Below are 23,964 nucleotides of genomic sequence, written 5' to 3'. Positions count from 1 at the left end.
GTCTTTCCGATGTTAGCCCTCTAGCCGGAGCATCCATGGCGTATTCCTACACCGAAAAGAAACGTATCCGCAAGAGCTTCGCCAAGCGCGCGGCCGTGCTCGATGCGCCTTTCCTGCTCGCCACCCAGATCGAGTCCTTCGCCGAATTCCTGCAGGCCGACACCCCGCCGGACGTCCGGCGCAACCAGGGGCTGCAGGCCGCGTTCACCTCGATCTTCCCGATCTCGAGCCACAGCGGCAACGCGCGGCTCGAGTACGTCCAGTACATGCTGGGCGAGCCCGCCTTCGACGTGAAGGAATGCCAGCAACGCGGCCTGACCTTCGCCTCGCCGCTGCGCGCGCGCGTGCGTCTGGTCATCATGGATCGCGAGGCGCCGAAGGAGACCATCAAGGAGGTCAAGGAGCAGGAGGTCTACATGGGCGAGATCCCGCTCATGACCACCACCGGCTCCTTCGTGATCAACGGCACCGAGCGCGTCATCGTTTCGCAGCTGCACCGTTCGCCGGGCGTGTTCTTCGAGCACGACCGCGGCAAGACCCACTCCTCGGGCAAGCTGCTGTTCTCGGCGCGCATCATTCCCTACCGCGGCTCCTGGCTGGACTTCGAGTTCGATCCCAAGGACTACCTGTATTTCCGCGTCGACCGTCGGCGCAAGATGCCGGTCACCATCCTGCTGCGCGCGATCGGGATGACGCCGGAGGAGATCCTCGCGACCTTCCACGACACCGACACCTTCCACCTGCAGGGCGAGGGTGCGCAGTTCGAGCTCGTTCCCGAGCGCCTGCGCGGCGAAGTCGCGCGCTTCGACATCACCACGCCCGACGGCAAGATCATCGTCGCGCGCGAGAAGCGCATCACCTCCAAGCACATCCGCGAGATCGACCAGGCCGGCGTGAAGACCATGGCGGTGCCGGACGACTTCCTGCTCGGCCGGGTGATCGCGACCAACGTCGTCGATCCGGCCACCGGCGAGCTGCTGGCGCGCGCCAACGATGAGATCACCGAGGACCTGCTCGACAAGCTGCGCCTGGCCGGCGTCACCGGCCTGAGCACGCTGTACATCAACGACCTCGATCGCGGTGGCTACATCTCGCAGACGCTGCGCATCGACGAGACCGCCGACCAGTGGGCGGCCAAGGTTGCGATCTACCGCATGATGCGTCCGGGCGAGCCGCCCACCGAGGATGCCGTAGAGGGGCTTTTCCAGGGGCTGTTCTACGCCGAGGAGCGCTACGACCTGTCCTCGGTCGGCCGCATGAAGTTCAATCGCCGCGCCTACCCCGAGAAGATCGACGACAAGGCGCCGGGCTGGCTCAAGCGCTTCTACCAGCGCGTCGGCGCGCAGGGCGAGGACGGCCCGGGCGTGCTGGTCAATGACGACATCCTCGCGGTGGTGGGCGTGCTGGTCGAGCTGCGCAATGGCCGCGGCGAGATCGACGACATCGACCACCTCGGCAACCGCCGCGTGCGTTCGGTGGGCGAGCTCGCCGAGAACCAGTTCCGTGCGGGCCTGGTGCGCGTCGAGCGCGCGGTCAAGGAGCGCCTGTCGCAGGCCGAGTCCGACAACCTGATGCCGCACGACCTGATCAACGCCAAGCCGATCTCGGCGGCGATCAAGGAGTTCTTCGGCTCCAGCCAGCTCTCGCAGTTCATGGATCAGACCAACCCGCTGTCCGAGATCACGCACAGGCGTCGGGTCTCGGCACTGGGCCCGGGCGGCCTGACGCGTGAGCGCGCCGGCTTCGAGGTGCGCGACGTGCACCCGACGCACTACGGCCGCGTGTGCCCGATCGAGACCCCGGAAGGTCCGAACATCGGCCTGATCAACTCGCTCGCGGTGTATGCGCGCACCAACCGCCACGGCTTCCTCGAGACGCCGTACCGCAAGGTCAATGACGGCAAGGTCACCGACCAGATCGACTTCCTGTCGGCGATCGAGGAGGGGCAGTATGTGATCGCGCAGGCGAACGCCGAGATCGACGAGGCGGGCATGCTCGCCGGCGACCTGGTGTCGTGCCGCCACAAGGGCGAGTTCCTGCTCGCCACCTCGGACATGGTGCAGTACATGGACGTGGCCCCGGGCCAGATCGTGTCGGTCGCGGCTTCGCTGATTCCCTTCCTGGAGCACGACGACGCCAACCGCGCGCTGATGGGCGCCAACATGCAGCGCCAGGCGGTGCCCTGCCTGCGCCCGGAAAAGCCCCTGGTCGGCACCGGCATCGAGCGCCGCGTGGCGGTCGACTCGGGCACTGCGGTGCAGGCCACCCGTGGCGGCATCGTGGACTACGTGGATGCGAACCGGGTGGTGATCCGGGTGAACGACGACGAGACCCTGCCGGGTGAAGTCGGCGTCGACATCTACAACATGATCAAGTACACCCGTTCCAACCAGAACACCAACATCAACCAGCGCCCGGTGGTGAAGGTGGGCGACCTGATCGCCCGCGGCGACGTGGTGGCCGACGGCGCTTCCACCGACCTCGGCGAGCTCGCGCTCGGCCAGAACATGCTGGTCGGCTTCATGCCCTGGAACGGCTACAACTTCGAGGACTCGATCCTCATCTCCGAGCGCGTTGTCGCCGACGACCGCTTCACCTCGATCCACATCGAGGAACTCACCGTCGTCGCCCGCGACACCAAGCTCGGACCCGAGGAGATCACCCGCGACATCGCCTCGCTCGGCGAGGCTCAGCTGTCGCGCCTGGACGAGTCGGGCATCGTGTATATCGGTGCCGAGGTCGAGGCCGGCGACGTGCTGGTCGGCAAGGTCACGCCCAAGGGCGAGACCCAGCTCACCCCCGAGGAAAAGCTGCTGCGCGCGATCTTCGGCGAGAAGGCCTCCGACGTGAAGGACACCTCGCTGCGCGTGCCCTCGGGCATGGTCGGCACCGTCATCGACGTGCAGGTGTTCACCCGGGAGGGCATCGAGCGCGACAAGCGCGCGCAGTCGATCATCGACGAGCAGCTGCGCAGCTTCAAGACCGACCTCGCCGACCAGATGCGCATCGTCGAGCGCGACGCCTTCGCGCGTATCCGCCGCATGATCGTGGGCCAGCTTGCCAACGGTGGTCCGAAGAAGCTCGCCAAGGGTGCGGCGCTCACCGATCCCTACCTCGACAGCCTGGAGCACTACCACTGGTTCGACATCCGCCTCGCCGACGAGACCCTCGCGGTGCAGCTCGAGGCCGTGCGGGAAGGTCTGGAGAACACCCGCAAGGACTTCGAGCAGGCCTTCGAGATCAAGAAGAAGAAGCTCACCCAGGGCGACGAGCTCCCCCCGGGCGTGCAGAAGATGGTCAAGGTGTATCTGGCGGTGAAGCGCCGCCTGCAGCCGGGCGACAAGATGGCCGGCCGTCACGGCAACAAGGGCGTGGTTTCCAAGATCGTCCCGGTCGAGGACATGCCGTACATGGAAGACGGCACCCCGCTCGACATCGTGCTCAACCCGCTCGGCGTGCCGTCGCGGATGAACATCGGCCAGATCCTCGAGACCCACCTCGGCTGGGCAGCGAAGGGACTCGGTCAGAAGATCGACAAGATGCTGCAGGCGCAGGCCTCGGCGCTGGAGCTGCGCGGCTTCCTCGAGCAGATCTACAACGGCAGCGGCCACCCCGAGGACATCGCCAACCTCGGCGACTCCGACGTTCGCGAGCTCGCGGGCAACCTCAAGAAGGGCGTGCCCTTCGCGACCCCGGTGTTCGACGGTGCCAAGGAAGAGGAAATCCAGCAGATGCTCGAGCTGGCCGGCCTGCCCACCGGCGGCCAGGTCACCCTCTACGACGGCCGCACCGGCGAGGCCTTCGAGCGCAAGGTCACCGTGGGCTACAAGCATGTGCTGAAGCTGCACCACCTGGTCGACGACAAGATGCACGCGCGTTCGACCGGCCCGTACTCGCTCGTCACACAGCAACCGCTGGGCGGCAAGGCGCAGTTCGGCGGCCAGCGCTTCGGCGAGATGGAAGTGTGGGCGCTGGAAGCCTACGGCGCCGCCTACACGCTGCAGGAGATGCTGACGGTCAAGTCCGACGACGTGACCGGCCGGACCAAGGTGTACGAAAACATCGTCAAGGGCGAGCACAAGATCGATTCCGGCATGCCGGAATCCTTCAACGTGCTGGTGAAGGAAATCCGTTCGCTGGCGATCGACATCGACCTCGACCGCGAGTGAGCGTCGCGATTTCCTTCCCGTCCCCTGCCTGCGATTGAATCCCGGGGCCGCCGCCCACGACGCGGCGGCCCGGATGGAGTGAACCATGAAAAGCCTGCTTGCTGACCTGTTCAAGCAAACCCTGCCGAACGAGGAAGAGTTCGACGCGATCACGATCGGCCTCGCCTCGCCGGACAAGATCCGCTCGTGGTCCTATGGCGAAGTCAAGAAGCCCGAGACGATCAACTACCGCACGTTCAAACCCGAGCGTGACGGCCTGTTCTGCGCCAAGATCTTCGGGCCGGTCAAGGACTACGAGTGCCTGTGCGGCAAGTACAAGCGCCTCAAGCACCGTGGCGTGATCTGCGAGAAGTGCGGCGTCGAGGTGACGCTGTCGAAGGTGCGGCGCGAGCGCATGGGCCACATCGAGCTGGCCTCGCCGGTCGCCCACATCTGGTTCCTGAAGAGCTTGCCGAGCCGTCTCGGCATGGTTCTCGACATGACCCTGCGCGATATCGAGCGCGTGCTCTACTTCGAAGCCTTCGTCGTCGTCGAGCCGGGCATGACGCCGCTCAACCGCGGCCAGCTGCTGACCGAGGACGACTATCTCGCCAAGGTCGAGGAGTACGGTGACGAGTTCGACGCGGTCATGGGTGCCGAGGGTATCGGTTCCCTGCTGCGCACGCTCGACATCAACCTCGAGGCTGAGAAGCTGCGTGGCGACCTGGAGACCACCAACTCCGAAGCCAAGATCAAGAAGTTCTCCAAGCGCCTGAAGGTGCTCGAGGCCTTCCAGCAGTCGGGCATCAAGCCCGAGTGGATGGTGCTCGAGGTGCTGCCGGTGCTCCCGCCCGACCTGCGCCCGCTGGTGCCGCTGGACGGTGGCCGCTTCGCCACCTCGGATCTGAACGACCTCTACCGTCGCGTCATCAACCGCAACAACCGCCTCAAGCGTCTGCTCGAGCTCAAGGCGCCCGACATCATCGTGCGCAACGAAAAGCGCATGCTGCAGGAGGCTGTCGACTCGCTGCTCGACAACGGTCGCCGCGGCAAGGCCATGACCGGCGCCAACAAGCGTCCGCTGAAGTCGCTGGCCGACATGATCAAGGGCAAGGGCGGCCGCTTCCGCCAGAACCTGCTCGGCAAGCGCGTCGACTACTCCGGACGCTCGGTCATCACCGTGGGCCCGCAACTCAAGCTGCACCAGTGCGGCCTGCCCAAGCTGATGGCGCTCGAGCTGTTCAAGCCCTTCATCTTCAACAAGCTCGAGCTGATGGGGCTGGCCACGACCATCAAGCAGGCCAAGAAGATGGTGGAGTCGCAGGAGCCGGTGGTGTGGGACATCCTCGAGGAGGTGATCCGCGAGCATCCTGTGCTGCTGAACCGCGCCCCGACGCTGCACCGCCTCGGCATCCAGGCCTTCGAGCCGGTGCTGATCGAAGGCAAGGCGATCCAGCTCCACCCGCTGGTTTGCGTGGCCTTCAACGCCGACTTCGACGGCGACCAGATGGCTGTGCACGTCCCGTTGTCGCTCGAGGCACAGATGGAAGCCCGCACCCTGATGCTGGCCTCCAACAACGTGCTGTCGCCCGCCAACGGCGAGCCGATCATCGTGCCCTCGCAGGACATCGTGCTCGGCCTCTACTACGCCACCCGCGAAGGGGTGAACGTGCCGGGCGAAGGCATGATCTTCGCCGACGTCTCCGAAGTGAAGCGCGCCTACGAATCCGGCCAGATCGCCTTGCATGCGCGCGTCACCGTGCGCCTGAAGGAGGCCGACCTGGGCCCCAATGGCGAGCGCATCGAGAAGATCGTGCGCCACGACACCACCGCCGGACGTGCGATCCTGTCCGAGATCCTGCCTGCCGGGCTGCCCTTCAGCGTCATCGACAAGCCGCTGAAGAAGAAGGAGATCTCCAAGCTGATCAACGCCTCGTACCGGCGCTGCGGCCTGCGCGCGACGGTCATCTTCGCCGACAAGCTGATGCAGTTCGGCTATGGTCTGGCGACCCGCGCCGGCCTTTCGATCGCGGTCAAGGACATGCTCGTCCCCAATGCCAAGCACGAGCTGATCCGCGCGGCGGAAGCCGAGGTCAAGGAGATCGCCCAGCAATACACCTCGGGTCTGGTGACCGACGGCGAGCGCTACAACAAGGTCGTGGACATCTGGGGCCGCTGCGGCGACCAGGTGGCCAAGGCGATGATGGAGCAGCTCGGCAAGGAGAAGGCGCAGGACCGCTTCAAGGGCCTGCCGCGCGAGCAGTTCTGGAAGCAGGTGTACGCGAGCGGCGAGAAGGCGGTCGCGCAGGACGTCGACCAGGAGTCCTTCAACGCGATCTACATGATGGCCGACTCGGGCGCGCGTGGTTCCGCGGCTCAGATCCGGCAGCTCGCCGGCATGCGCGGCCTGATGGCGAAACCGGACGGTTCCATCATCGAGACCCCGATCACGACCAACTTCCGTGAAGGCCTCAACGTCCTGCAGTACTTCATCTCGACGCACGGCGCCCGTAAGGGCCTGGCCGACACCGCGCTGAAGACCGCGAACTCGGGCTACCTGACTCGCCGTCTCGTCGACGTGACCCAGGATCTCGTGGTCATCGAGGACGACTGCGGCACGCGCGAAGGCTTCAACATGAAGGCCCTCATCGAGGGCGGCGAGGTCGTGGAGCCGCTGCGCGAGCGCATCCTGGGCCGCGTCTGCGTCGAGGACATCGTCAATCCGGAAAGCCAGGAAACCATGATCGAGGCGGGAAGCCTGCTCGACGAGGACGCGGTGGACCTGATCGAGAGCCTGGGCGTGGACGAGGTCAAGGTGCGCACGCCGCTCACCTGCGAAACCCGCTACGGCCTGTGCGCGCAGTGCTACGGCCGCGATCTGGGTCGTGGTTCCCGGGTCAACGTCGGCGAGGCCGTCGGCGTCATCGCGGCGCAGTCGATCGGCGAGCCGGGCACGCAGCTGACCATGCGGACCTTCCACGTCGGGGGGGCGGCTTCGCGAGCCGCCGCCGCGAGTGGCGTCGAGGCCAAGTCGGCAGGTTCGATCCGCTTTGCCGGCAACATGCGCTACGTCTCGAACGCCAAGGGCGAAAAGATCGTCATCGCGCGCTCGGCCGAGCTCGTGGTGGCCGACGACATGGGCCGCGAGCGCGAGCGCCACAAGCTGCCCTACGGGGCCATGCTGCTGGTCGATGACGCTGCTCCCGTCAAGGCTGGCACGCAGCTCGCCTCGTGGGATCCGCACACCCGCCCGATCGTGACCGAATACACCGGTACGGTGAAGTTCGAGAACGTGGAGGAGGGCGTCACCGTCGCCAAGCAGATCGACGAAGTTACCGGTCTGTCCACGCTGGTGGTCATCGATGCCAAGCGTCGCTCGTCCACCGGCAGCCCCAAGGGCGTCCGCCCGCAGGTCAAGCTGCTGGACGAGAACGGCGAGGAGGTCAAGATCGCCGGCACCGAGCACTCGGTTGCGATCACCTTCCAGGTCGGCTCCCTGATCACCGTGAAGGACGGCCAGCAGATCAACGTCGGCGACATCCTCGCGCGCATCCCGCAGGAGTCGGCGAAGACCCGCGACATCACCGGCGGCCTGCCGCGCGTGGCTGAGCTCTTCGAGGCGCGTGCGCCCAAGGATGCCGGCATGCTCGCCGAGTACACCGGCACGGTGTCCTTCGGCAAGGAGACCAAGGGCAAGCAGCGTCTGGTGATCACCGAGCCGGACGGGACCTCGCACGAGTTCCTGATCCCCAAGGACAAGCACCTGATGGTGCACGACGGCCAGGTGGTTAACAAGGGCGAACTGATCGTGGATGGTCCGTCCGATCCGCACGACATCCTACGCCTGCAGGGCATCAGCGAACTCGCGCGCTACATCATCGACGAGGTGCAGGACGTGTATCGCCTGCAGGGCGTGAAGATCAACGACAAGCACATCGAGGTGATCGTCCGCCAGATGCTGCGTCGCGTGGTCATCACCGATCCGGGCGATACCCGGTTCATCCGCGAGGAGCAGGTCGAGCGCTCCGAGGTGCTGGACGAGAACGACCGCGTCGAAGCCGAAGGCAAGCTGCCGGCGCAGTACGAGAACGTGCTGCTGGGCATCACCAAGGCCTCGCTGTCGACCGACTCCTTCATCTCCGCGGCCTCCTTCCAGGAGACCACCCGCGTGCTGACCGAGGCGGCGATCATGGGCAAGCGCGACGAACTGCGCGGCCTGAAGGAGAACGTCATCGTCGGTCGCCTGATCCCGGCCGGTACCGGTCTGGCCTACCACCGCAGCCGCAAGGCGCAGGAAGAGGGGCGCGATCTCGGTGCGGGGCATGCCTGGGCGCCGGCGGAAGAGGTTGTGGAAACACAGCAGGACATCGAGGCGAGTTGACTTTTCGGACAGTCTCGGACTAAACTCCGGCCTCTTTTTTGTGGGCTGACCAATCGTAGTCAGTCTCAGCCGGAATAATCCGCCCGCGGCGGCCCATGGTGGGCTGCCGCGGTCTTATGGGAAATTCTTAAGCTATGCCAACAATCAATCAGCTTGTTCGCAAGCCGCGCCAACTGGAAGTTGCCAAGAGCAAGGTTCCGGCACTCGAGGCTTGTCCGCAGAAGCGCGGCGTTTGCACCCGCGTCTACACCACGACCCCGAAGAAGCCGAACTCGGCGCTGCGTAAGGTCGCCAAGGTGCGCCTGACCAACGGTTTCGAGGTCATCTCGTACATCGGCGGTGAAGGTCACAACCTGCAGGAGCACTCGGTCGTGCTGATCCGCGGCGGTCGTGTGAAGGACCTTCCGGGTGTGCGCTACCACATCGTCCGCGGTTCGCTCGACCTTCAGGGCGTCAAGGATCGCAAGCAGTCGCGCTCGAAGTACGGTGCCAAGCGCCCGAAGAAAGCCTGATTGTTGGTCAAAGAAATTTAGCGAGAGGTTGCCATGCCGCGTCGTCGTGAAGTACCCAAGCGCGAAGTCCTGCCGGATCCCAAGTTCGGTAACCAGGACGTCTCCAAGTTCATCAACGTGATCATGCAGTCGGGCAAGAAGTCCGTCGCAGAGCGCATCGTCTATGGTGCGTTCGATCACATCTCGTCCAAGTCCGGCAAGGATCCGCTCGAGGTCTTCTCGGTCGCGGTTGCAAACGTCAAGCCGGTGGTCGAGGTCAAGAGTCGCCGCGTCGGCGGTGCGAACTACCAGGTCCCGGTGGAGGTCCGCCCGTCCCGCCGCATGGCGCTGTCCATGCGCTGGCTGCGTGAGGCGGCCCGCAAGCGCGCCGAGAAGTCGATGGCCCAGCGCCTCGCCGGCGAGCTGCTCGAGGCCTCCGAGGGGCGTGGTTCCGCCATGAAGAAGCGTGAAGAAGTTCACCGCATGGCCGAAGCCAACAAGGCGTTCTCGCACTACCGCTTCTGATCTTCCTTGGTGGCGGTATCTCGGGCCCTGTGAAGGGCTCGATTGTTTTCTAACGCAAGAATTCGTTCAGCGTGCCAAAAGCGCGCACAACAGAAGGCAGGTATAACGTGGCTCGCAAGACACCCATCGAGCGTTACCGCAATATCGGTATCTCCGCTCACATCGACGCAGGCAAGACGACTACGACCGAGCGTATCCTCTTCTACACCGGCGTGAGCCATAAGCTGGGTGAGGTGCACGACGGCGCGGCCACGACCGACTGGATGGTTCAGGAGCAGGAGCGCGGCATCACCATTACCTCGGCGGCGGTGACCTGCTTCTGGAAGGGTATGGACAGCTCCTATCCGGAGCATCGCTTCAACATCATCGACACTCCGGGACACGTGGACTTCACGATCGAGGTGGAGCGGTCGATGCGCGTGCTCGACGGTGCCTGCATGGTGTATTGCGCCGTGGGTGGTGTGCAGCCGCAGTCCGAGACCGTGTGGCGTCAGGCCACCAAGTACAAGGTGCCGCGTCTCGCCTTCGTGAACAAGATGGACCGCTCGGGTGCGAACTTCTTCAAGGTCGTCGACCAGATGAAGACCCGCCTGAAGGCCAATCCCGTCCCGGTGGTGATCCCCATCGGTGCCGAAGACACCTTCAAGGGCGTCGTCGATCTGCTCAAGATGAAGGCGATCATCTGGGACGAGGCCTCCCAGGGCATGAAGTTCGACTACCACGAGATCCCCGCCGATCTCGTCGCGACCGCCGAGGAGTGGCGTGCCAGCATGGTCGAGGCGGCTGCCGAGGCCAACGAAGACCTGATGAACAAGTACCTCGAGGAAGGCGAGCTTTCCGAAGAAGAGGTCATCGCCGGCCTGCGTGCGCGCACTCTCGCCTGCGAGATCCAGCCGATGCTGTGCGGCACCGCGTTCAAGAACAAGGGCGTGCAGCGCATGCTCGACGCGGTCATCCAGTACCTGCCCTCGCCGATCGACATCCCGCCGGTCGCTGGCGTGGATGACGACGAGAAGGAAGTGGTCCGTTACGCCAAGGACGACGAGAAGTTCTCGGCGCTGGCGTTCAAGCTGATGACCGACCCCTTCGTCGGCCAGCTCACCTTCATCCGTGTCTATTCGGGCGTGCTCGAGTCCGGCTCCACCGTGCTGAACTCGGTGAAGGGCAAGAAGGAGCGCATCGGCCGCATCCTGCAGATGCATGCCAATGATCGCGAGGAGATCAAGGAAGTGCTCGCGGGCGACATCGCCGCCGTGGTCGGCCTGAAGGACGTCACGACCGGCGAGACCCTGTGCGACACCAGCGCACCGGTGATCCTCGAGCGCATGGTCTTCCCGGATCCGGTGATTCACGTCGCCGTGGAGCCCAAGACCAAGGGCGACCAGGAGAAGATGGGCCTCGCGCTGTCGCGCCTGGCGGCTGAAGACCCGTCCTTCCGCGTCCGTACCGACGAGGAGTCGGGTCAGACCATCATCTCGGGCATGGGCGAGCTGCATCTCGAGATCATCGTCGACCGCATGAAGCGCGAGTTCAACGTCGAAGCCAACGTCGGCGCGCCGCAGGTGGCCTACCGCGAAACCATCCGCAAGGCCGCGATGGATGTCGAAGGCAAGTTCGTCAAGCAGTCCGGCGGTCGCGGCCAGTACGGTCACGTCGTCATCAACCTCGAGCCGGCCGAGCAGGGCAAGGGCTACGAGTTCGTCGATGCGGTCAAGGGCGGTGTGGTTCCGCGCGAATACATCCCGGCGGTCGACAAGGGCATCCAGGAAACCATCCCGAACGGCGTGCTCGCCGGCTTCCCGGTGGTCGATGTCAAGGTCACGCTGCATTTCGGTTCGTACCACGATGTGGACTCGAACGAAAACGCGTTCAAGATGGCCGGCTCCATGGCCTTCAAGGAAGCCATGCGGCGCGCCAGCCCGGCGCTGCTCGAGCCGATGATGGCGGTGGTCGTCGAGACCCCGGAAGACTACATGGGCAACGTGATGGGCGACCTCTCCGGTCGTCGCGGCATCGTTCAGGGCATGGACGACATCCCGGGTGGCATGAAGGAGATCAAGGCCGAGGTGCCGCTGGCCGAGATGTTCGGTTACGCTACCCAGCTGCGCTCGCTGACCCAGGGTCGCGCGACCTACTCGATGGAGTTCAAGCATTACTCCGAGGCGCCGAAGAGCGTGGCCGAGGCCGTGATCAGCAGCCGCAAGTAACCCAGACCGCAACCTTATTCAGCAACCTCAACTCAAGGACCCGAGAACATGGCGAAGGGTAAGTTCGAACGTACCAAACCGCACGTCAACGTCGGCACCATCGGCCACGTCGACCATGGCAAGACCACGCTGACCGCTGCGATCACCACCATCCTGTCGAAGAAGTTCGGCGGCGAGGCGAAGGCCTACGACCAGATCGACGCGGCGCCCGAAGAGAAGGCGCGCGGCATCACCATCAACACCGCGCACGTCGAGTACGAGACCGCGAGCCGTCACTACGCGCACGTCGATTGCCCGGGCCACGCCGACTACGTCAAGAACATGATCACCGGTGCCGCGCAAATGGACGGCGCGATCCTGGTGTGCTCGGCCGCCGACGGCCCGATGCCGCAGACGCGCGAGCACATCCTGCTGGCCCGTCAGGTCGGCGTGCCGTACATCATCGTCTTCCTGAACAAGTGCGACATGGTCGACGACGAGGAGCTGCTGGAGCTCGTCGAGATGGAAGTGCGCGAGCTGCTGTCGAAGTACGACTTCCCCGGCGACGACATCCCCATCGTCAAGGGTTCGGCGCTGAAGGCGCTCGAGGGCGACCAGTCGGACATCGGCGAGCCGGCGATCTTCCGCCTGGCTGACGCGCTGGACAGCTACATCCCGACGCCCGAGCGTGCGATCGACAAGCCTTTCCTGCTGCCGATCGAAGACGTGTTCTCGATCTCGGGTCGCGGCACCGTGGTGACCGGTCGTGTCGAGCGCGGCATCGTGAAGGTCGGCGAGGAAATCGAGATCGTCGGCATCAAGCCGACGGTCAAGACCACCTGCACCGGCGTGGAGATGTTCCGCAAGCTGCTCGACCAGGGCCAGGCCGGCGACAACGTCGGCGTGCTGCTGCGCGGCACCAAGCGTGAAGACGTCGAGCGTGGTCAGGTGCTGTGCAAGCCGGGTTCGATCACCCCGCACACCCACTTCACCGGCGAGATCTACGTGCTGTCGAAGGAAGAGGGCGGTCGTCACACCCCGTTCTTCAACAACTACCGTCCGCAGTTCTACTTCCGCACCACCGACGTGACCGGTTCGATCTCGCTGCCCGAAGGCACCGAGATGGTCATGCCGGGCGACAACGTGTCGATCACCGTCAAGCTGATCGCCCCGATCGCCATGGAAGAAGGTCTGCGCTTCGCGATCCGCGAAGGTGGCCGTACCGTCGGCGCCGGCGTCGTCGCCAAGATCATCGAGTAATCGCTCGATCCGGGGCGGCTCTCGCGGAGCCGCCCCATCGCTCTTTGCGCTCTTTTTTCGCAGTATCAGCTCTTTAGGAAATACATCATGCAGAACCAGAAGATCCGCATCCGCCTGAAAGCCTTCGACTATCGCCTGATCGATCAGTCGGCCCTCGAGATCGTCGATACCGCCAAGCGCACCGGCGCCGTGGTCCGTGGTCCCGTGCCGCTGCCGACCCGCATCGAGCGTTTCGACCTGTTGCGTTCGCCGCACGTCAACAAGGCGTCGCGCGACCAGATGGAGATCCGCACTCACCAGCGTCTGATGGACATCATCGATCCGACCGACAAGACGGTCGACGCGCTGATGAAGCTGGATCTGCCCGCTGGCGTGGATGTCGAGATCAAGCTCCAGTAAGCAAGCCCTGCTTGCGGAAGTTTGGAACAGGCCGGTATAATCCGGCCTTTGTGCCTTCTGGCGCATTAATTGTGACCCCCGGTCAATCGCAACCGGGATTCAGGAGAAGAAAATGAGTCTAGGCCTTGTTGGACGCAAGGTCGGCATGACTCGCATCTTCGCCGAGGATGGCAAGACCATCCCGGTGACGGTGCTTGACGTGTCGGATAATCGTGTGTCCCAGATCAAGACGATCGACACCGACGGCTACGCCGCGGTGCAGATTGCGTATGGCAAGCGCCGCGCCAGCCGGATCACCAAGCCGGTCGCGGGTCATCTTGCAAAGGCGGGCGTCGAGCCCTGCCGCGGCATCAAGGAATTCCGCGTCGAGGCCGAGCAGGCCGGCAGCATGAATGCCGGCGATGCGGTCGGTGCGGATCTCTTTCAGGTCGGTCAAAAGGTTGACGTTACGGGTGTGACGATCGGCAAGGGCTTCTCGGGTCCGATCAAGCGTCACAACTTCTCGTCGAACCGCGCCTCGCACGGTAACTCGATCTCGCACAACTCCCCCGGCTCCATCGGCATGGCCCAGGATCCGGGTCGTGTGTTCCCCGGCAAGCGCATGGCGGGCCAGTACGGCAACGTCCAGCGCACCACGCAGGGGCTGGAGATCGTTCGTGTGGACGTCGAGCGCCAGCTCCTTCTCGTGAAGGGTGCGGTGCCGGGTGCCAAGGGTGGCGACGTCGTCGTCCGTCCGGCGGTCAAGGCCTGAGGAGCGCGCAATGGAATTGAAACTCTTGAATGATCAGGGTCAGGCTGCGTCGACGCTCGAAGCGTCGGACGTGCTGTTCGGCCGTGACTACAACGAAGCCCTGGTGCACCAGGTCGTGACCGCCTACCTTGCGAACGCCCGTTCCGGCAACCGCAAGCAGAAGGGTCGCTCCGAGATCGCCAAGTCGACCCGCAAGCCGTTCCGTCAGAAGGGCACGGGCAACGCCCGTGCAGGCATGGCGTCGAGCCCGCTGTGGCGTGGTGGCGGCAAGATCTTCCCGAGCTCTCCCGACGAGAACTTCAGCCAGAAGGTCAACCGCAAGATGTACCGCGCCGGTGTGGCCGCGATCCTGTCGCAGCTCGCTCGCGAGGACCGTCTTGCGGTGGTCGAGAACTTCAGCGTCGAAGCGCCGAAGACCCGCCTGCTGTCGCAGAAGCTCAAGGGGATGGGCCTGGATTCGGTCCTGGTCATCACCGACGAAATCGACGAGAACCTGTTCCTGTCCTCGCGCAACCTTCACCAGGTCCTGGTGCTGGAAGTGAGCGAGGCGGATCCGGTGTCGCTCGTGCGTTTCCCCAAGGTGCTGGTCACCAAGGGCGCGCTGGCGAAGATGGAGGAAGCGTGGCAATGAGCGCGATCAGTCAGGAACGTCTGCTGCAGGTGCTGCTCGCCCCGCAGATCTCCGAAAAGGCGACTTTCGTCGCCGACAAGAACGAGCAAGTGGTGTTCAAGGTTGCGTCCGATGCGACCAAACCCGAAGTGAAGGCGGCGGTCGAGTCGCTCTTCAAGGTCGAGGTGAAGTCGGTGCAGATCCTGAACGTGAAGGGCAAGTCCAAGCGCTTTGGCAAGACCATGGGTCGCCGCAAGGACTGGAAGAAGGCCTTCGTGTGCCTGAAGCCCGGCCAGGAAATCAACTTTGCGGCCGGGGAGTGATAGATCATGGCAATCGTTAAACTGAAGCCTACGTCTGCCGGCCGCCGTGCCCAAGTCAAGGTGGTCAACCCCGATCTGTACAAGGGTCGTCCGGTCGATGCGCTGATCGAGAAGCAGACCAAGAACGCCGGCCGTAACAACTACGGTCGCGTGACGATGCGCCACCAGGGTGGCGGCCATAAGCAGCACTACCGCCTGGTGGATTTCCGTCGCAACAAGGACGGCATTCCGGCCAAGGTCGAGCGCATCGAGTACGACCCGAACCGCTCCGCGCACATCGCGCTGCTGTGCTATGCCGATGGCGAGCGCCGCTACATCATCGCGCCGCGCGGCGTAGAGGTCGGCCAGCAACTGATCAGTGGCGCGGAAGCGCCGATCAAGGCGGGCAACGCCCTGCCGATCCGCAACATCCCGGTCGGCTCGACGATCCACTGCATCGAGATGGTTCCCGGCAAGGGTGCGCAACTCGCGCGCGCCGCCGGCACTTCGGTGCAGCTGCTCGCCCGCGAAGGCTCGTACGCCCAGCTCCGCCTGCGCTCCGGCGAGATCCGCCGTGTGCACGTCGAGTGCCGCGCCACCATCGGTGAAGTCGGTAACGGCGAGCATGGCCTGCGCAAGATCGGCAAGGCTGGCGCGAACCGCTGGCGCGGTATCCGTCCGACCGTTCGCGGTGTGGCGATGAACCCGGTGGATCACCCGCATGGTGGTGGCGAAGGCCGCACCGGCGAGGCGCGCGAACCGGTCAGTCCGTGGGGCACGCCGGCCAAGGGCTATCGGACGCGTTCGAACAAGCGCACCGACGGCATGATCGTGCAGCGTCGTCACAAGCGTTAAGGGGTAAGAGATGGCACGTTCTATCAAGAAAGGCCCGTTCATCGACGCGCACCTGCTCAAGAAGGTCGACGCGGCTCGGACGAGCAACGACAAGCGCCCGATCAAGACCTGGTCGCGCCGCTCCACGATCCTCCCCGATTTCATCGGCCTGACGATCGCGGTGCATAACGGCAAGCAGCACATTCCTGTATTCGTGACCGAGAACATGGTCGGGCACAAGCTGGGCGAATTCGCGCTGACGCGGACCTTCAAGGGTCACGCCGCCAGCAAGAAGGCCAAGCGTTAAGGGGACGACATGGAAACCAAAGCTATTCTCCGTGGCGTTCGGCTGTCGGCCCAGAAGGGCCGTCTGGTGGCCGACCTGGTCCGCGGCATGCCCGTCGGCCGCGCGCTCGACACCCTGGCCTTCTCTCCCAAGAAGGGCGCGAAGATCATCCGCAAGGTGCTCGAGTCGGCGATCGCCAACGCCGAGCACAACGACGGTGCCGATATCGACGCGCTGAAGGTCAAGACCATTCACGTGGAAGAGGGTATGACGCTCAAGCGCTTCACCGCGCGTGCGAAGGGTCGTGGCAACCGCATCCTGAAGCCCACCTGCCACGTCTACCTGACCGTTGGCGAGTAAGGAGTAAACATGGGTCAGAAAATCCATCCTACCGGGTTCCGCCTCGCCGTCACGCGTGACTGGGGCTCGCGCTGGTTCGCCAACAGCAAGGACTACGCCGGCATGCTGCACGAGGACCTCAAGGTCCGCGATTACCTGAAGAAGCGCCTCGCGCACGCTTCGGTGGGTCGCGTGGTCATCGAGCGTCCCGCCAAGAACGCCCGCGTAACCCTGTACAGCGCCCGCCCGGGCGTCGTCATTGGCAAGAAGGGCGAGGACATCGAGGCGCTCAAGCGTGATCTGCAGAAGATCGTTGGCGTTCCGGTCCACGTCAATATCGAGGAAGTGCGCAAGCCCGAACTCGATGCAAAGCTGATCGCCGACTCGATCGCCCAGCAGCTCGAGAAGCGCATCATGTTCCGTCGCGCCATGAAGCGTGCGATGCAGAACGCCATGCGTCTCGGTGCCCAGGGCATCAAGATCATGAGCTCCGGCCGCCTCAACGGCGCAGAGATCGCCCGCACCGAGTGGTATCGCGAAGGGCGTGTGCCGCTGCATACCCTGCGCGCCAACATCGACTACGGTGTCTCCGAGGCCAAGACGACCTATGGTGTCATCGGGATCAAGGTCTGGGTGTTCAAGGGCGAGATGCTGGGGCGCAACGAGCAGCCCGTGGCTGCGGAGCCCGAAGCCGACAACCGTCGCGGTCGTCGTGGCGCCCCGCGTGACGGCGAGGGCCGTCCGGGTCGTCGTCCCGCCCGTCGTGGCGAAGGCCGGCAAGAAGAAAGCAGGAGCGAATGATGCTGCAGCCGACTAGAAGGAAGTATCGGAAGGAGCAGAAGGGCCGCAACACCGGCGTCGCCACGCGCGGCGCCAAGGTGTCGTTCGGCGAGTATGGTCTGAAGGCCATCGGTCGCGGTCGGCTGACTGCCCGCCAGATCGAGTCCGCCCGTCGTGCGATGACCCGTCATATCAAGCGTGGCGGCCGCATCTGGATCCGGATTTTCCCGGACAAGCCGATTTCGAAGAAGCCGGCCGAGGTCCGCATGGGTAACGGCAAGGGCAACCCGGAATATTGGGTTGCCGAGATCCAGCCGGGCAAGGTGCTGTACGAGATGGACGGGGTTGACGAGGCCCTGGCGCGCGAGGCGTTTCGCCTTGCGGCTGCCAAGCTGCCGATCGAGACCGTGTTCGTCACCCGACTGATTGGGGGTTGAACATGAAGGCAACGGAACTCCGCGCCAAGAGCGCCGACGAGTTGAACAAGGAACTGATCGAGCTGCTGAAGGCCCAGTTTTCGCTGCGCATGCAGCACGCCACGCAGCAACTCGGCAACACGAGTCAGATCGGGAAGGTCCGCCGCGACATCGCGCGCGTGCGCACCATCCTGCGTGAGAAGGCGGGTCAGCAATGAGCGAGAACGTCGAGAAGGTTCGCCGCGCGCTGGTTGGGCGTGTGGTGAGTGACAAAATGCAGAAGACGGTGACCGTTCTGGTCGAGCGCCGGGTCAAGCACCCGCTCTACGGCAAGATCATCACCCGTTCGGCGAAGTACCACGCGCACGTCGAGGACGGCGTCGCGGCCCAGGGCGACCTGGTCGAGATCGAGGAATGCCGTCCGATCTCGCGCACCAAGACCTGGCGTGTGGCCAAGGTGCTCGAGAAGGCGACGATCATCTGATCGGAGTTGGAAGCAGCGAGCAGTAAACAAACAGCTTGGCACCCAGGTGCCAGGCTGTTATAATTTTGCCTCTTTGCTCCGGGGCTCGCTCGGGGCATCCTACCCTGACGGGTTCCAAGACTGTCCGCACATGCGGGATAAGTTGGAGATACTTTCATGATTCAAATGCAGTCCAAGCTGGACGTGGCCGATAACTCCGGCGCGCGCTCGGTGATGTGCATCAAGGTCCTGGGTGGTTCTAAGCGTCGCTATGCCGGCGTTGGCGACATCATCAAGGTGACCGTGAAGGATGCCGCTCCGCGTGGTCGTGCCAAGAAAGGCGACGTCTACAACGCGGTCGTCGTTCGCACCGCCAAGGGCGTTCGTCGTCCCGACGGTTCGCTGATCAAGTTCGACAGCAATGCGGCCGTGCTTCTGAACAACAAGCTCGAGCCGATCGGCACCCGTATCTTCGGGCCGGTCACGCGAGAGCTGCGCACCGAGCGGTTCATGAAGATCGTCTCGCTGGCGCCCGAAGTGCTCTGAGGAGTCCAGAGATGAACAAGATCCGCAAGGGTGACGAAGTTTTGGTGCTGACGGGCAAGGATCGTGGTCGTCGCGGCACCGTGCTGCGCCGCGTCGATGACGAGCGCGTCGTGGTCGAAGGCGTGAACCGGGTCAAGAAGCACGTGCGCCCGAATCCGCTGAAGGGTGAAGTGGGTGGCATCGTCGAGAAGGAGATGCCGATCCATGTGTCGAACGTCGCGCTGTTCAATCCCGCCACCCAGAAGGGTGATCGTGTCGGGATCAAGACGCTTGAAGACGGCCGCAAGGTTCGTTTCTTCAAGTCGAACGGCGAGCTGGTGAACGCCTAAGGAGTGACGATGGCTCGCTTGCAACAGGTTTACAAGGACGAAGTTGCGCCGGCGCTGCAGCAGCAGTTCGGCTACAAGTCCGTCATGGAAGTGCCGCGCATCACCAAGATCACCCTCAACATGGGTGTCGGTGAGGCTGTCGGCGACAAGAAGATTCTCGAGCACGCCATTGGCGACATGACCAAGATCGCGGGTCAGAAGCCGGTTTCGACCAAGGCGCGCAAGTCGATCGCGGGTTTCAAGATCCGTGACGGCTATCCGATCGGCTGCATGGTGACCCTGCGTGGTCCGCGCATGTTCGAATTCCTCGATCGCCTCATCACGATCGCGCTGCCGCGCGTTCGCGACTTCCGCGGTATCGCTGCCAAGGGTTTCGACGGTCGTGGCAACTACAACCTCGGCGTGAAAGAGCAGATCATCTTCCCCGAGATCGAGTACGACAAGATCGACGCGCTGCGCGGGATGAACATCAGCATCACGACGACGGCCAAGACCGACGAGGAAGCCCGTGCTCTCCTCGGTGCGTTCAAGTTCCCGTTCAAGAATTGAGGGTGATATGGCGAAACTCGCTCTGATCAACCGCGAAGCGAAGCGTGCGATGCTGGTGGAGAAGTATGCCTCCAAGCGCGCGGCTCTGGTCGCGAAGGTCAAGGACACCAGTCTGTCCGAAGAAGAACGCATGGCTGCCCGCCTGGCCCTGCAGCAACTGCCGCGCAATGCTAACCCGACTCGCCAGCGCAACCGCTGCGCGCTGACCGGTCGCCCGCGTGGTGTCTTCCGCAAGTTCGGTCTGTGCCGCAACAAGCTGCGCGAGATCGCTTTCCGCGGCGAAGTGCCTGGCATGACCAAGGCGAGCTGGTAAGGAGAATTCGAAGATGAGTATGTCCGATCCGATCGCCGACATGCTGACGCGCATCCGCAACGGCCAGCAGGCCCAGAAGGCTTCGGTGTCGATGCCTTCGTCCAAGCTGAAGGTTGCGATCGCCAAGGTGTTGCAGGACGAGGGTTACATCGACGGCTTCGCCGTCCGTGACGAGGCTGGCAAGGCTTCGCTCGACGTCACCCTCAAGTATTACGCCGGTCGTCCGGTCATCGAGCGCCTGGAGCGCGTGAGCCGTCCCGGCCTGCGCATCTACAAGGGTAGCGACGATCTGCCGCGCGTGATGAACGGCCTCGGCGTGGCTATCGTTTCCACGCCGCGTGGCGTGATGACCGACCGCTCGGCGCGTGCGAACCGCGTCGGTGGCGAAGTCATCTGCCTCGTCGCCTAAGGGGGATACGATGTCTCGTGTAGCCAAGAATCCGGTGGCGATCCCGCAGGGCGTGGAAGTGATGATTTCCGACGCCGAGATCGCAGTGAAGGGGCCTCTGGGTACCCTGCGCCAGCCGCTGAGCGGCGAGGTCAGCGTGGTCCGCGAAGGTGACGCGGTGGTGTGCAAGGCGCGTGAGGGCGCCGAGAACGCCCGTGCCATGTCCGGCACCGTGCGCGCTCTGGTGAATAACATGGTGACGGGCGTGACCAAGGGCTTCGAGCGCAAGCTCACCCTGGTCGGCGTGGGTTATCGCGCGCAGGCTCAGGGCGACAAGCTCAACCTGTCGCTCGGTTTCTCTCACCCGGTGGTTCACCAGATGCCGGAAGGCGTGAAGGTCGAGACGCCGACCCAGACCGAGATCGTGATCAGGGGTTCCGACAAGCAGAAGGTCGGCCAGGTCGCTGCCGAGGTGCGTGCCTACCGCGCTCCCGAGCCCTATAAGGGCAAGGGCGTCCGTTACTCGGACGAGGTGGTGGTGCTCAAGGAAACCAAGAAGAAGTAAGGCGGTTCGTCATGAACAAGAAAGAAACTCGTCTTCGCCGTGCGCGCAAAACTCGCGCCAAGATTGCGGAGCTCAAGGCGGTTCGCCTGACGGTGTTCCGGTCCAACTGCCACATCTACGCCCAGATCATCTCCGGTTGCGGTTCCCGCGTGCTCGCGGCGGCTTCCACCGTGGAGCCGGACGTCCGTGCCCAGGTCGCCAACGGCGGCAACAAGGCCGCGGCCGAAGCGGTCGGCAAGCTGATTGCCGAACGCGCCAAGGCTGCCGGCGTCGAGCAGGTGTCCTTCGACCGCTCGGGCTTCCTGTATCACGGCCGCGTGAAGGCGCTGGCCGAGGCCGCCCGCGAAGGCGGTCTCAAGTTCTAAGCGAGGAATCGTATGGCCAAGCAGCAAACCAAACGTGCGCAAGCCTCCGACGAGCGCGATGACGGCCTGAAGGAAAAGATGGTCGCGATCAATCGCGTGACCAAGGTCGTCAAGGGCGGTCGTATCCTCGGCTTCGCCGCGCTGACCGTGGTCGGTGACGGCGACGGTGCGATCGGCATGGGCAAGGGCAAGTCCCGCGAAGTGCCGGTGGCGGTGCAGAAGGCGATGGATGAAGCGCGTCGCAAGATGCGCAAGGTCTCGCTCAAGAACGGCACCCTTCAGCATACCGTGATGGGCAAGCATGGCGCCGCTTCGGTGCTCATGCAACCCGCTCCGGCCGGTACCGGCATCATCGCCGGCGGTCCGATGCGCGCCGTGTTCGAAGTCATGGGCGTTACCGACGTGATCTGCAAGTGCATCGGTTCGGCCAATCCGTACAACGTCGTCCGTGCCACGATCAACGGCCTGATGGCGATCAACACCCCGGCGGAAATCGCTGCGAAACGCGGCAAGTCCGTCGAAGAGATCCTGGGGTAAGAGATGTCGGACAAGAAAATCAAGGTGACGCTCGTCAAGAGCGTGATCGGCACCAAGCAGTCCCACCGCGCCACCGTGCGCGGCCTCGGTCTGCGTCGGCTCAACCATTCGGTCGAGCTGGCGGATACCCCCGAGGTGCGCGGGATGATCAACAAGGTGTCCTACCTGGTCAAGTGCGAGGGTTGAAATGCGCCTGAATAGCATCAAGCCCGGTGAGGGTTCGAAGAAGGAAGCGCGCCGAGTCGGCCGTGGCATCGGCAGCGGCCTGGGCAAGACCTGCGGCCGCGGCCACAAGGGTCAGAAGTCCCGCGCCGGTGGCTTTCACAAGGTCGGCTTCGAGGGCGGTCAGATGCCGCTGCAGCGCCGTCTGCCGAAGCGTGGATTCGTGTCGCTGACGCGAGCCCGCAACGTCGAGGTACGCCTGTCCGAGCTCGACAAGCTGCCGGTCGATGAAGTCGATCTGCTGACGCTGAAACAGGCCGGGGTGATCGCCGCCGACGCGCTGTCGGCGAAGGTCGTGCTGTCCGGTTCGATCAGCCGCAAGGTGGTTCTGCGCGGCGTCGGCGCCACCCAGGGTGCGAAGGCGGCGATCGAAGCCGCTGGCGGCTCCGTGGCGGCCGAGTAACAAAAGGAAACGGTTGTGGCGAATCCTGCTGCCACGCTGGGAAGCCCCGGACGGTTCGGTGATCTCAAGCGACGCCTGCTGTTCCTGGTGGGCGCGCTGATCGTTTATCGGATTGGTGCGCATATCCCGGTTCCGGGAATCGACCCGCAGGGGCTGGCCGAGCTGTTCCAGTCCCAGCAGGGTGGCATCCTGGGCGTGTTCAACCTGTTCTCGGGCGGTGCGCTGTCGCGCTTCACCATCTTTGCGCTGGGCATCATGCCCTACATCTCTGCGTCCATCATCATGCAGTTGATGACCGTGGCGGTGCCTTCGCTGGAGGCGCTAAAGAAGGAAGGCGAGGCGGGGCGACGCAAGATCACGCAATACACACGCTATGGAACCCTTGTGCTCGCGCTTGCGCAGGCGCTGGGGATCGCGATCGCGCTGGAAGGACAGGCTGGCCTGGTGCTCGAGCCGGGACTGATGTTCCGCTTCGTGACGGTGGCGACCTTGGTGACCGGGACGATGTTCCTGATGTGGCTGGGTGAGCAGATCACCGAGCGAGGCATCGGCAACGGCATCTCGATGATCATCTTCGCAGGCATCATTGCCGGCTTGCCGGCTGCGATCGGTGGCTTGTTCGAACTGGTGCGGACCGGTGCCATGCATCCCTTCACCGCGCTCTTCATCTGCATCCTCGTGGTGCTGGTGACGGCTTTCGTCGTGTTCGTCGAGCGTGGCCAACGCAAGATCCTGGTGAACTACGCGAAGCGGCAAGTCGGGAACAAGGTGTATGGGGGGCAAAGCTCGCATCTGCCGTTGAAGTTGAACATGTCGGGCGTGATCCCGCCGATCTTTGCATCGAGCATCATCCTGTTTCCGGCGACGCTGGGGCAGTGGTTCGGTTCCTCGGAGGGCATGTACTGGTTGCGCGACATCGCATCCACACTGTCTCCCGGTCAGCCGATCTATGTGATGTTGTATGCGGTGGCGATTGTGTTCTTCTGCTTCTTCTACACGGCGCTGGTGTTCAATGCCCGCGAAACGGCGGACAACCTGAAGAAGAGCGGGGCCTTTGTGCCCGGGATCCGTCCCGGCGACCAAACCGCGCGCTATATCGACAAGATTCTCATGCGGCTGACGCTGGCCGGGGCGATCTACATCACCCTCGTCTGCCTGCTGCCGGAGTTCCTGATCCTGAAGTGGAACGTACCGTTCTATTTCGGCGGCACCTCGCTGCTGATCCTCGTGGTGGTCACGATGGACTTCATGGCCCAGGTCCAGGCGTTCGTGATGTCGCACCAATACGAGAGTCTGCTGAAAAAGGCGAATTTCAAGGGGGCGGGTCTGCCCGGCAGGTGAGCGCATGACGAAGGAAGATGTCATCGAGATGCAAGGTGAGGTCACTGAGAACCTTCCCAATGCAACGTTCCGCGTCAGGCTCGAAAACGGTCACATGGTCCTTGGACACATCTCCGGAAAGATGCGGATGCACTACATCCGGATCCTCCCCGGGGACAAGGTGACCGTGCAGCTCACCCCCTATGACCTGACCAAGGGCCGGATCGTTTTCCGGACCAAGTGAAGCTTAAAGAAA

29 protein-coding genes are annotated in these 23,964 nt (G+C 63.9%); all 29 read left to right on the top strand.

The features are described 5' to 3' along the window. The first annotated feature begins 35 nt into the window (after positions 1–35). The 29 genes from rpoB to infA all read left to right on the top strand — a co-directional run bounded on the left by rpoB (position 36) and on the right by infA (position 23,952). Entirely contained in the window at positions 36–4,169 is a 4,134-nt protein-coding gene (gene rpoB, locus TMZ1T_RS16125) for a DNA-directed RNA polymerase subunit beta (protein WP_012585918.1), read from the top strand. Positions 4,170–4,254: 85 nt separating this feature from the next. After that, positions 4,255–8,529 carry a DNA-directed RNA polymerase subunit beta' gene (gene rpoC, locus TMZ1T_RS16120; protein WP_004298413.1) on the top strand — a complete coding sequence of 1,425 codons (4,275 nt, stop codon included), beginning with the start codon at positions 4,255–4,257 and terminating at the stop codon, positions 8,527–8,529. 134 nt (positions 8,530–8,663) lie between these two features. Next, positions 8,664–9,041 (top strand): 30S ribosomal protein S12, encoded by a 378-nt coding sequence (gene rpsL / locus TMZ1T_RS16115; protein ID WP_004298415.1) that lies wholly within the window; start codon positions 8,664–8,666, stop codon positions 9,039–9,041. Between the two features lie 33 nt (positions 9,042–9,074). Beyond that, the gene (rpsG, locus tag TMZ1T_RS16110; protein ID WP_004298416.1) at positions 9,075–9,545 is read left to right on the top strand and encodes a 30S ribosomal protein S7; all 471 of its coding nucleotides are present in this window, start codon (positions 9,075–9,077) and stop codon (positions 9,543–9,545) included. Positions 9,546–9,652: 107 nt separating this feature from the next. Then, entirely contained in the window at positions 9,653–11,752 is a 2,100-nt protein-coding gene (gene fusA, locus TMZ1T_RS16105) for an elongation factor G (RefSeq protein WP_004298418.1), read from the top strand. 48 nt (positions 11,753–11,800) lie between these two features. Continuing rightward, positions 11,801–12,991 (top strand): elongation factor Tu, encoded by a 1,191-nt coding sequence (tuf, locus tag TMZ1T_RS16100; protein ID WP_004298398.1) that lies wholly within the window; start codon positions 11,801–11,803, stop codon positions 12,989–12,991. Positions 12,992–13,078: 87 nt separating this feature from the next. Next, positions 13,079–13,390, top strand: a complete 312-nt coding sequence (rpsJ, locus tag TMZ1T_RS16095) for a 30S ribosomal protein S10 (protein WP_002931577.1) — start codon at positions 13,079–13,081, stop codon at positions 13,388–13,390. A gap of 112 nt (positions 13,391–13,502) precedes the next feature. Further along, positions 13,503–14,141, top strand: coding sequence for a 50S ribosomal protein L3 (gene rplC, locus TMZ1T_RS16090; RefSeq protein ID WP_004298420.1), 639 nt, complete (start codon positions 13,503–13,505; stop codon positions 14,139–14,141). A 10-nt stretch (positions 14,142–14,151) separates the two neighbouring features. Continuing rightward, on the top strand, positions 14,152–14,772 hold the full coding sequence (gene rplD / locus TMZ1T_RS16085; protein WP_004298421.1) for a 50S ribosomal protein L4: 621 nt from the start codon (positions 14,152–14,154) through the stop codon (positions 14,770–14,772). Beyond that, on the top strand, positions 14,769–15,074 hold the full coding sequence (gene rplW, locus TMZ1T_RS16080) for a 50S ribosomal protein L23 (RefSeq protein WP_004298423.1): 306 nt from the start codon (positions 14,769–14,771) through the stop codon (positions 15,072–15,074). Before rplD ends, rplW begins: the two co-directional genes overlap by 4 nt. A gap of 6 nt (positions 15,075–15,080) precedes the next feature. Continuing rightward, positions 15,081–15,908, top strand: coding sequence for a 50S ribosomal protein L2 (gene rplB / locus TMZ1T_RS16075; RefSeq protein ID WP_004298425.1), 828 nt, complete (start codon positions 15,081–15,083; stop codon positions 15,906–15,908). A gap of 10 nt (positions 15,909–15,918) precedes the next feature. Further along, positions 15,919–16,194 carry a 30S ribosomal protein S19 gene (gene rpsS / locus TMZ1T_RS16070; protein WP_004258198.1) on the top strand — a complete coding sequence of 92 codons (276 nt, stop codon included), beginning with the start codon at positions 15,919–15,921 and terminating at the stop codon, positions 16,192–16,194. Positions 16,195–16,203: 9 nt separating this feature from the next. Continuing rightward, a complete protein-coding gene (gene rplV, locus TMZ1T_RS16065) occupies positions 16,204–16,533 on the top strand; it encodes a 50S ribosomal protein L22 (protein ID WP_002931589.1) in 330 nt (109 codons plus the stop codon). A gap of 9 nt (positions 16,534–16,542) precedes the next feature. After that, positions 16,543–17,313: a 30S ribosomal protein S3 gene (rpsC, locus tag TMZ1T_RS16060; RefSeq protein ID WP_004298428.1), complete on the top strand. Its 771-nt coding sequence runs from the start codon at positions 16,543–16,545 to the stop codon at positions 17,311–17,313. Next, entirely contained in the window at positions 17,313–17,729 is a 417-nt protein-coding gene (gene rplP / locus TMZ1T_RS16055) for a 50S ribosomal protein L16 (protein ID WP_004298431.1), read from the top strand. The genes rpsC and rplP overlap by 1 nt, the downstream gene beginning before the upstream one ends. Before the next feature lie 2 nt (positions 17,730–17,731). Then, complete coding sequence (gene rpmC, locus TMZ1T_RS16050) at positions 17,732–17,926, top strand: 50S ribosomal protein L29 (RefSeq protein WP_004298433.1); 195 nt, start codon at positions 17,732–17,734, stop codon at positions 17,924–17,926. Continuing rightward, complete coding sequence (rpsQ, locus tag TMZ1T_RS16045) at positions 17,923–18,192, top strand: 30S ribosomal protein S17 (RefSeq protein ID WP_004298435.1); 270 nt, start codon at positions 17,923–17,925, stop codon at positions 18,190–18,192. The genes rpmC and rpsQ overlap by 4 nt, the downstream gene beginning before the upstream one ends. A 156-nt stretch (positions 18,193–18,348) precedes the next feature. Continuing rightward, positions 18,349–18,717 carry a 50S ribosomal protein L14 gene (gene rplN / locus TMZ1T_RS16040; protein WP_004298438.1) on the top strand — a complete coding sequence of 123 codons (369 nt, stop codon included), beginning with the start codon at positions 18,349–18,351 and terminating at the stop codon, positions 18,715–18,717. 11 nt (positions 18,718–18,728) lie between these two features. Continuing rightward, positions 18,729–19,046, top strand: a complete 318-nt coding sequence (rplX, locus tag TMZ1T_RS16035) for a 50S ribosomal protein L24 (protein WP_002931597.1) — start codon at positions 18,729–18,731, stop codon at positions 19,044–19,046. Positions 19,047–19,055: 9 nt separating this feature from the next. Next, positions 19,056–19,595 carry a 50S ribosomal protein L5 gene (rplE, locus tag TMZ1T_RS16030; protein ID WP_004298440.1) on the top strand — a complete coding sequence of 180 codons (540 nt, stop codon included), beginning with the start codon at positions 19,056–19,058 and terminating at the stop codon, positions 19,593–19,595. Positions 19,596–19,602: 7 nt separating this feature from the next. Further along, the gene (gene rpsN / locus TMZ1T_RS16025; protein ID WP_012585917.1) at positions 19,603–19,908 is read left to right on the top strand and encodes a 30S ribosomal protein S14; all 306 of its coding nucleotides are present in this window, start codon (positions 19,603–19,605) and stop codon (positions 19,906–19,908) included. A gap of 13 nt (positions 19,909–19,921) precedes the next feature. Further along, a complete protein-coding gene (rpsH, locus tag TMZ1T_RS16020; protein ID WP_004298444.1) occupies positions 19,922–20,317 on the top strand; it encodes a 30S ribosomal protein S8 in 396 nt (131 codons plus the stop codon). A gap of 10 nt (positions 20,318–20,327) precedes the next feature. Further along, positions 20,328–20,861, top strand: a complete 534-nt coding sequence (gene rplF, locus TMZ1T_RS16015; protein ID WP_004298446.1) for a 50S ribosomal protein L6 — start codon at positions 20,328–20,330, stop codon at positions 20,859–20,861. Between the two features lie 11 nt (positions 20,862–20,872). Then, on the top strand, positions 20,873–21,226 hold the full coding sequence (gene rplR / locus TMZ1T_RS16010) for a 50S ribosomal protein L18 (protein WP_004298448.1): 354 nt from the start codon (positions 20,873–20,875) through the stop codon (positions 21,224–21,226). A gap of 12 nt (positions 21,227–21,238) precedes the next feature. Continuing rightward, positions 21,239–21,763 carry a 30S ribosomal protein S5 gene (rpsE, locus tag TMZ1T_RS16005; RefSeq protein ID WP_004298449.1) on the top strand — a complete coding sequence of 175 codons (525 nt, stop codon included), beginning with the start codon at positions 21,239–21,241 and terminating at the stop codon, positions 21,761–21,763. Between the two features lie 3 nt (positions 21,764–21,766). Continuing rightward, positions 21,767–21,949 (top strand): 50S ribosomal protein L30, encoded by a 183-nt coding sequence (rpmD, locus tag TMZ1T_RS16000; protein WP_004298452.1) that lies wholly within the window; start codon positions 21,767–21,769, stop codon positions 21,947–21,949. 1 nt (position 21,950) lies between these two features. Beyond that, entirely contained in the window at positions 21,951–22,388 is a 438-nt protein-coding gene (rplO, locus tag TMZ1T_RS15995) for a 50S ribosomal protein L15 (protein ID WP_004298455.1), read from the top strand. 15 nt (positions 22,389–22,403) lie between these two features. Beyond that, the gene (gene secY, locus TMZ1T_RS15990; RefSeq protein WP_004298456.1) at positions 22,404–23,729 is read left to right on the top strand and encodes a preprotein translocase subunit SecY; all 1,326 of its coding nucleotides are present in this window, start codon (positions 22,404–22,406) and stop codon (positions 23,727–23,729) included. Positions 23,730–23,733: 4 nt separating this feature from the next. Continuing rightward, complete coding sequence (gene infA, locus TMZ1T_RS15985) at positions 23,734–23,952, top strand: translation initiation factor IF-1 (RefSeq protein WP_004298457.1); 219 nt, start codon at positions 23,734–23,736, stop codon at positions 23,950–23,952. Positions 23,953–23,964 lie beyond the last annotated feature (12 nt).

Origin of the sequence: Thauera aminoaromatica (assembly GCF_000021765.1) — a bacterium.
GTDB classification, from domain to species: Bacteria; Pseudomonadota; Gammaproteobacteria; order Burkholderiales; family Rhodocyclaceae; genus Thauera; species Thauera aminoaromatica.
The sequence above is the reverse complement of the archived record's forward strand: the minus strand, read 5'-3'. Positions and strand labels throughout refer to the sequence as shown.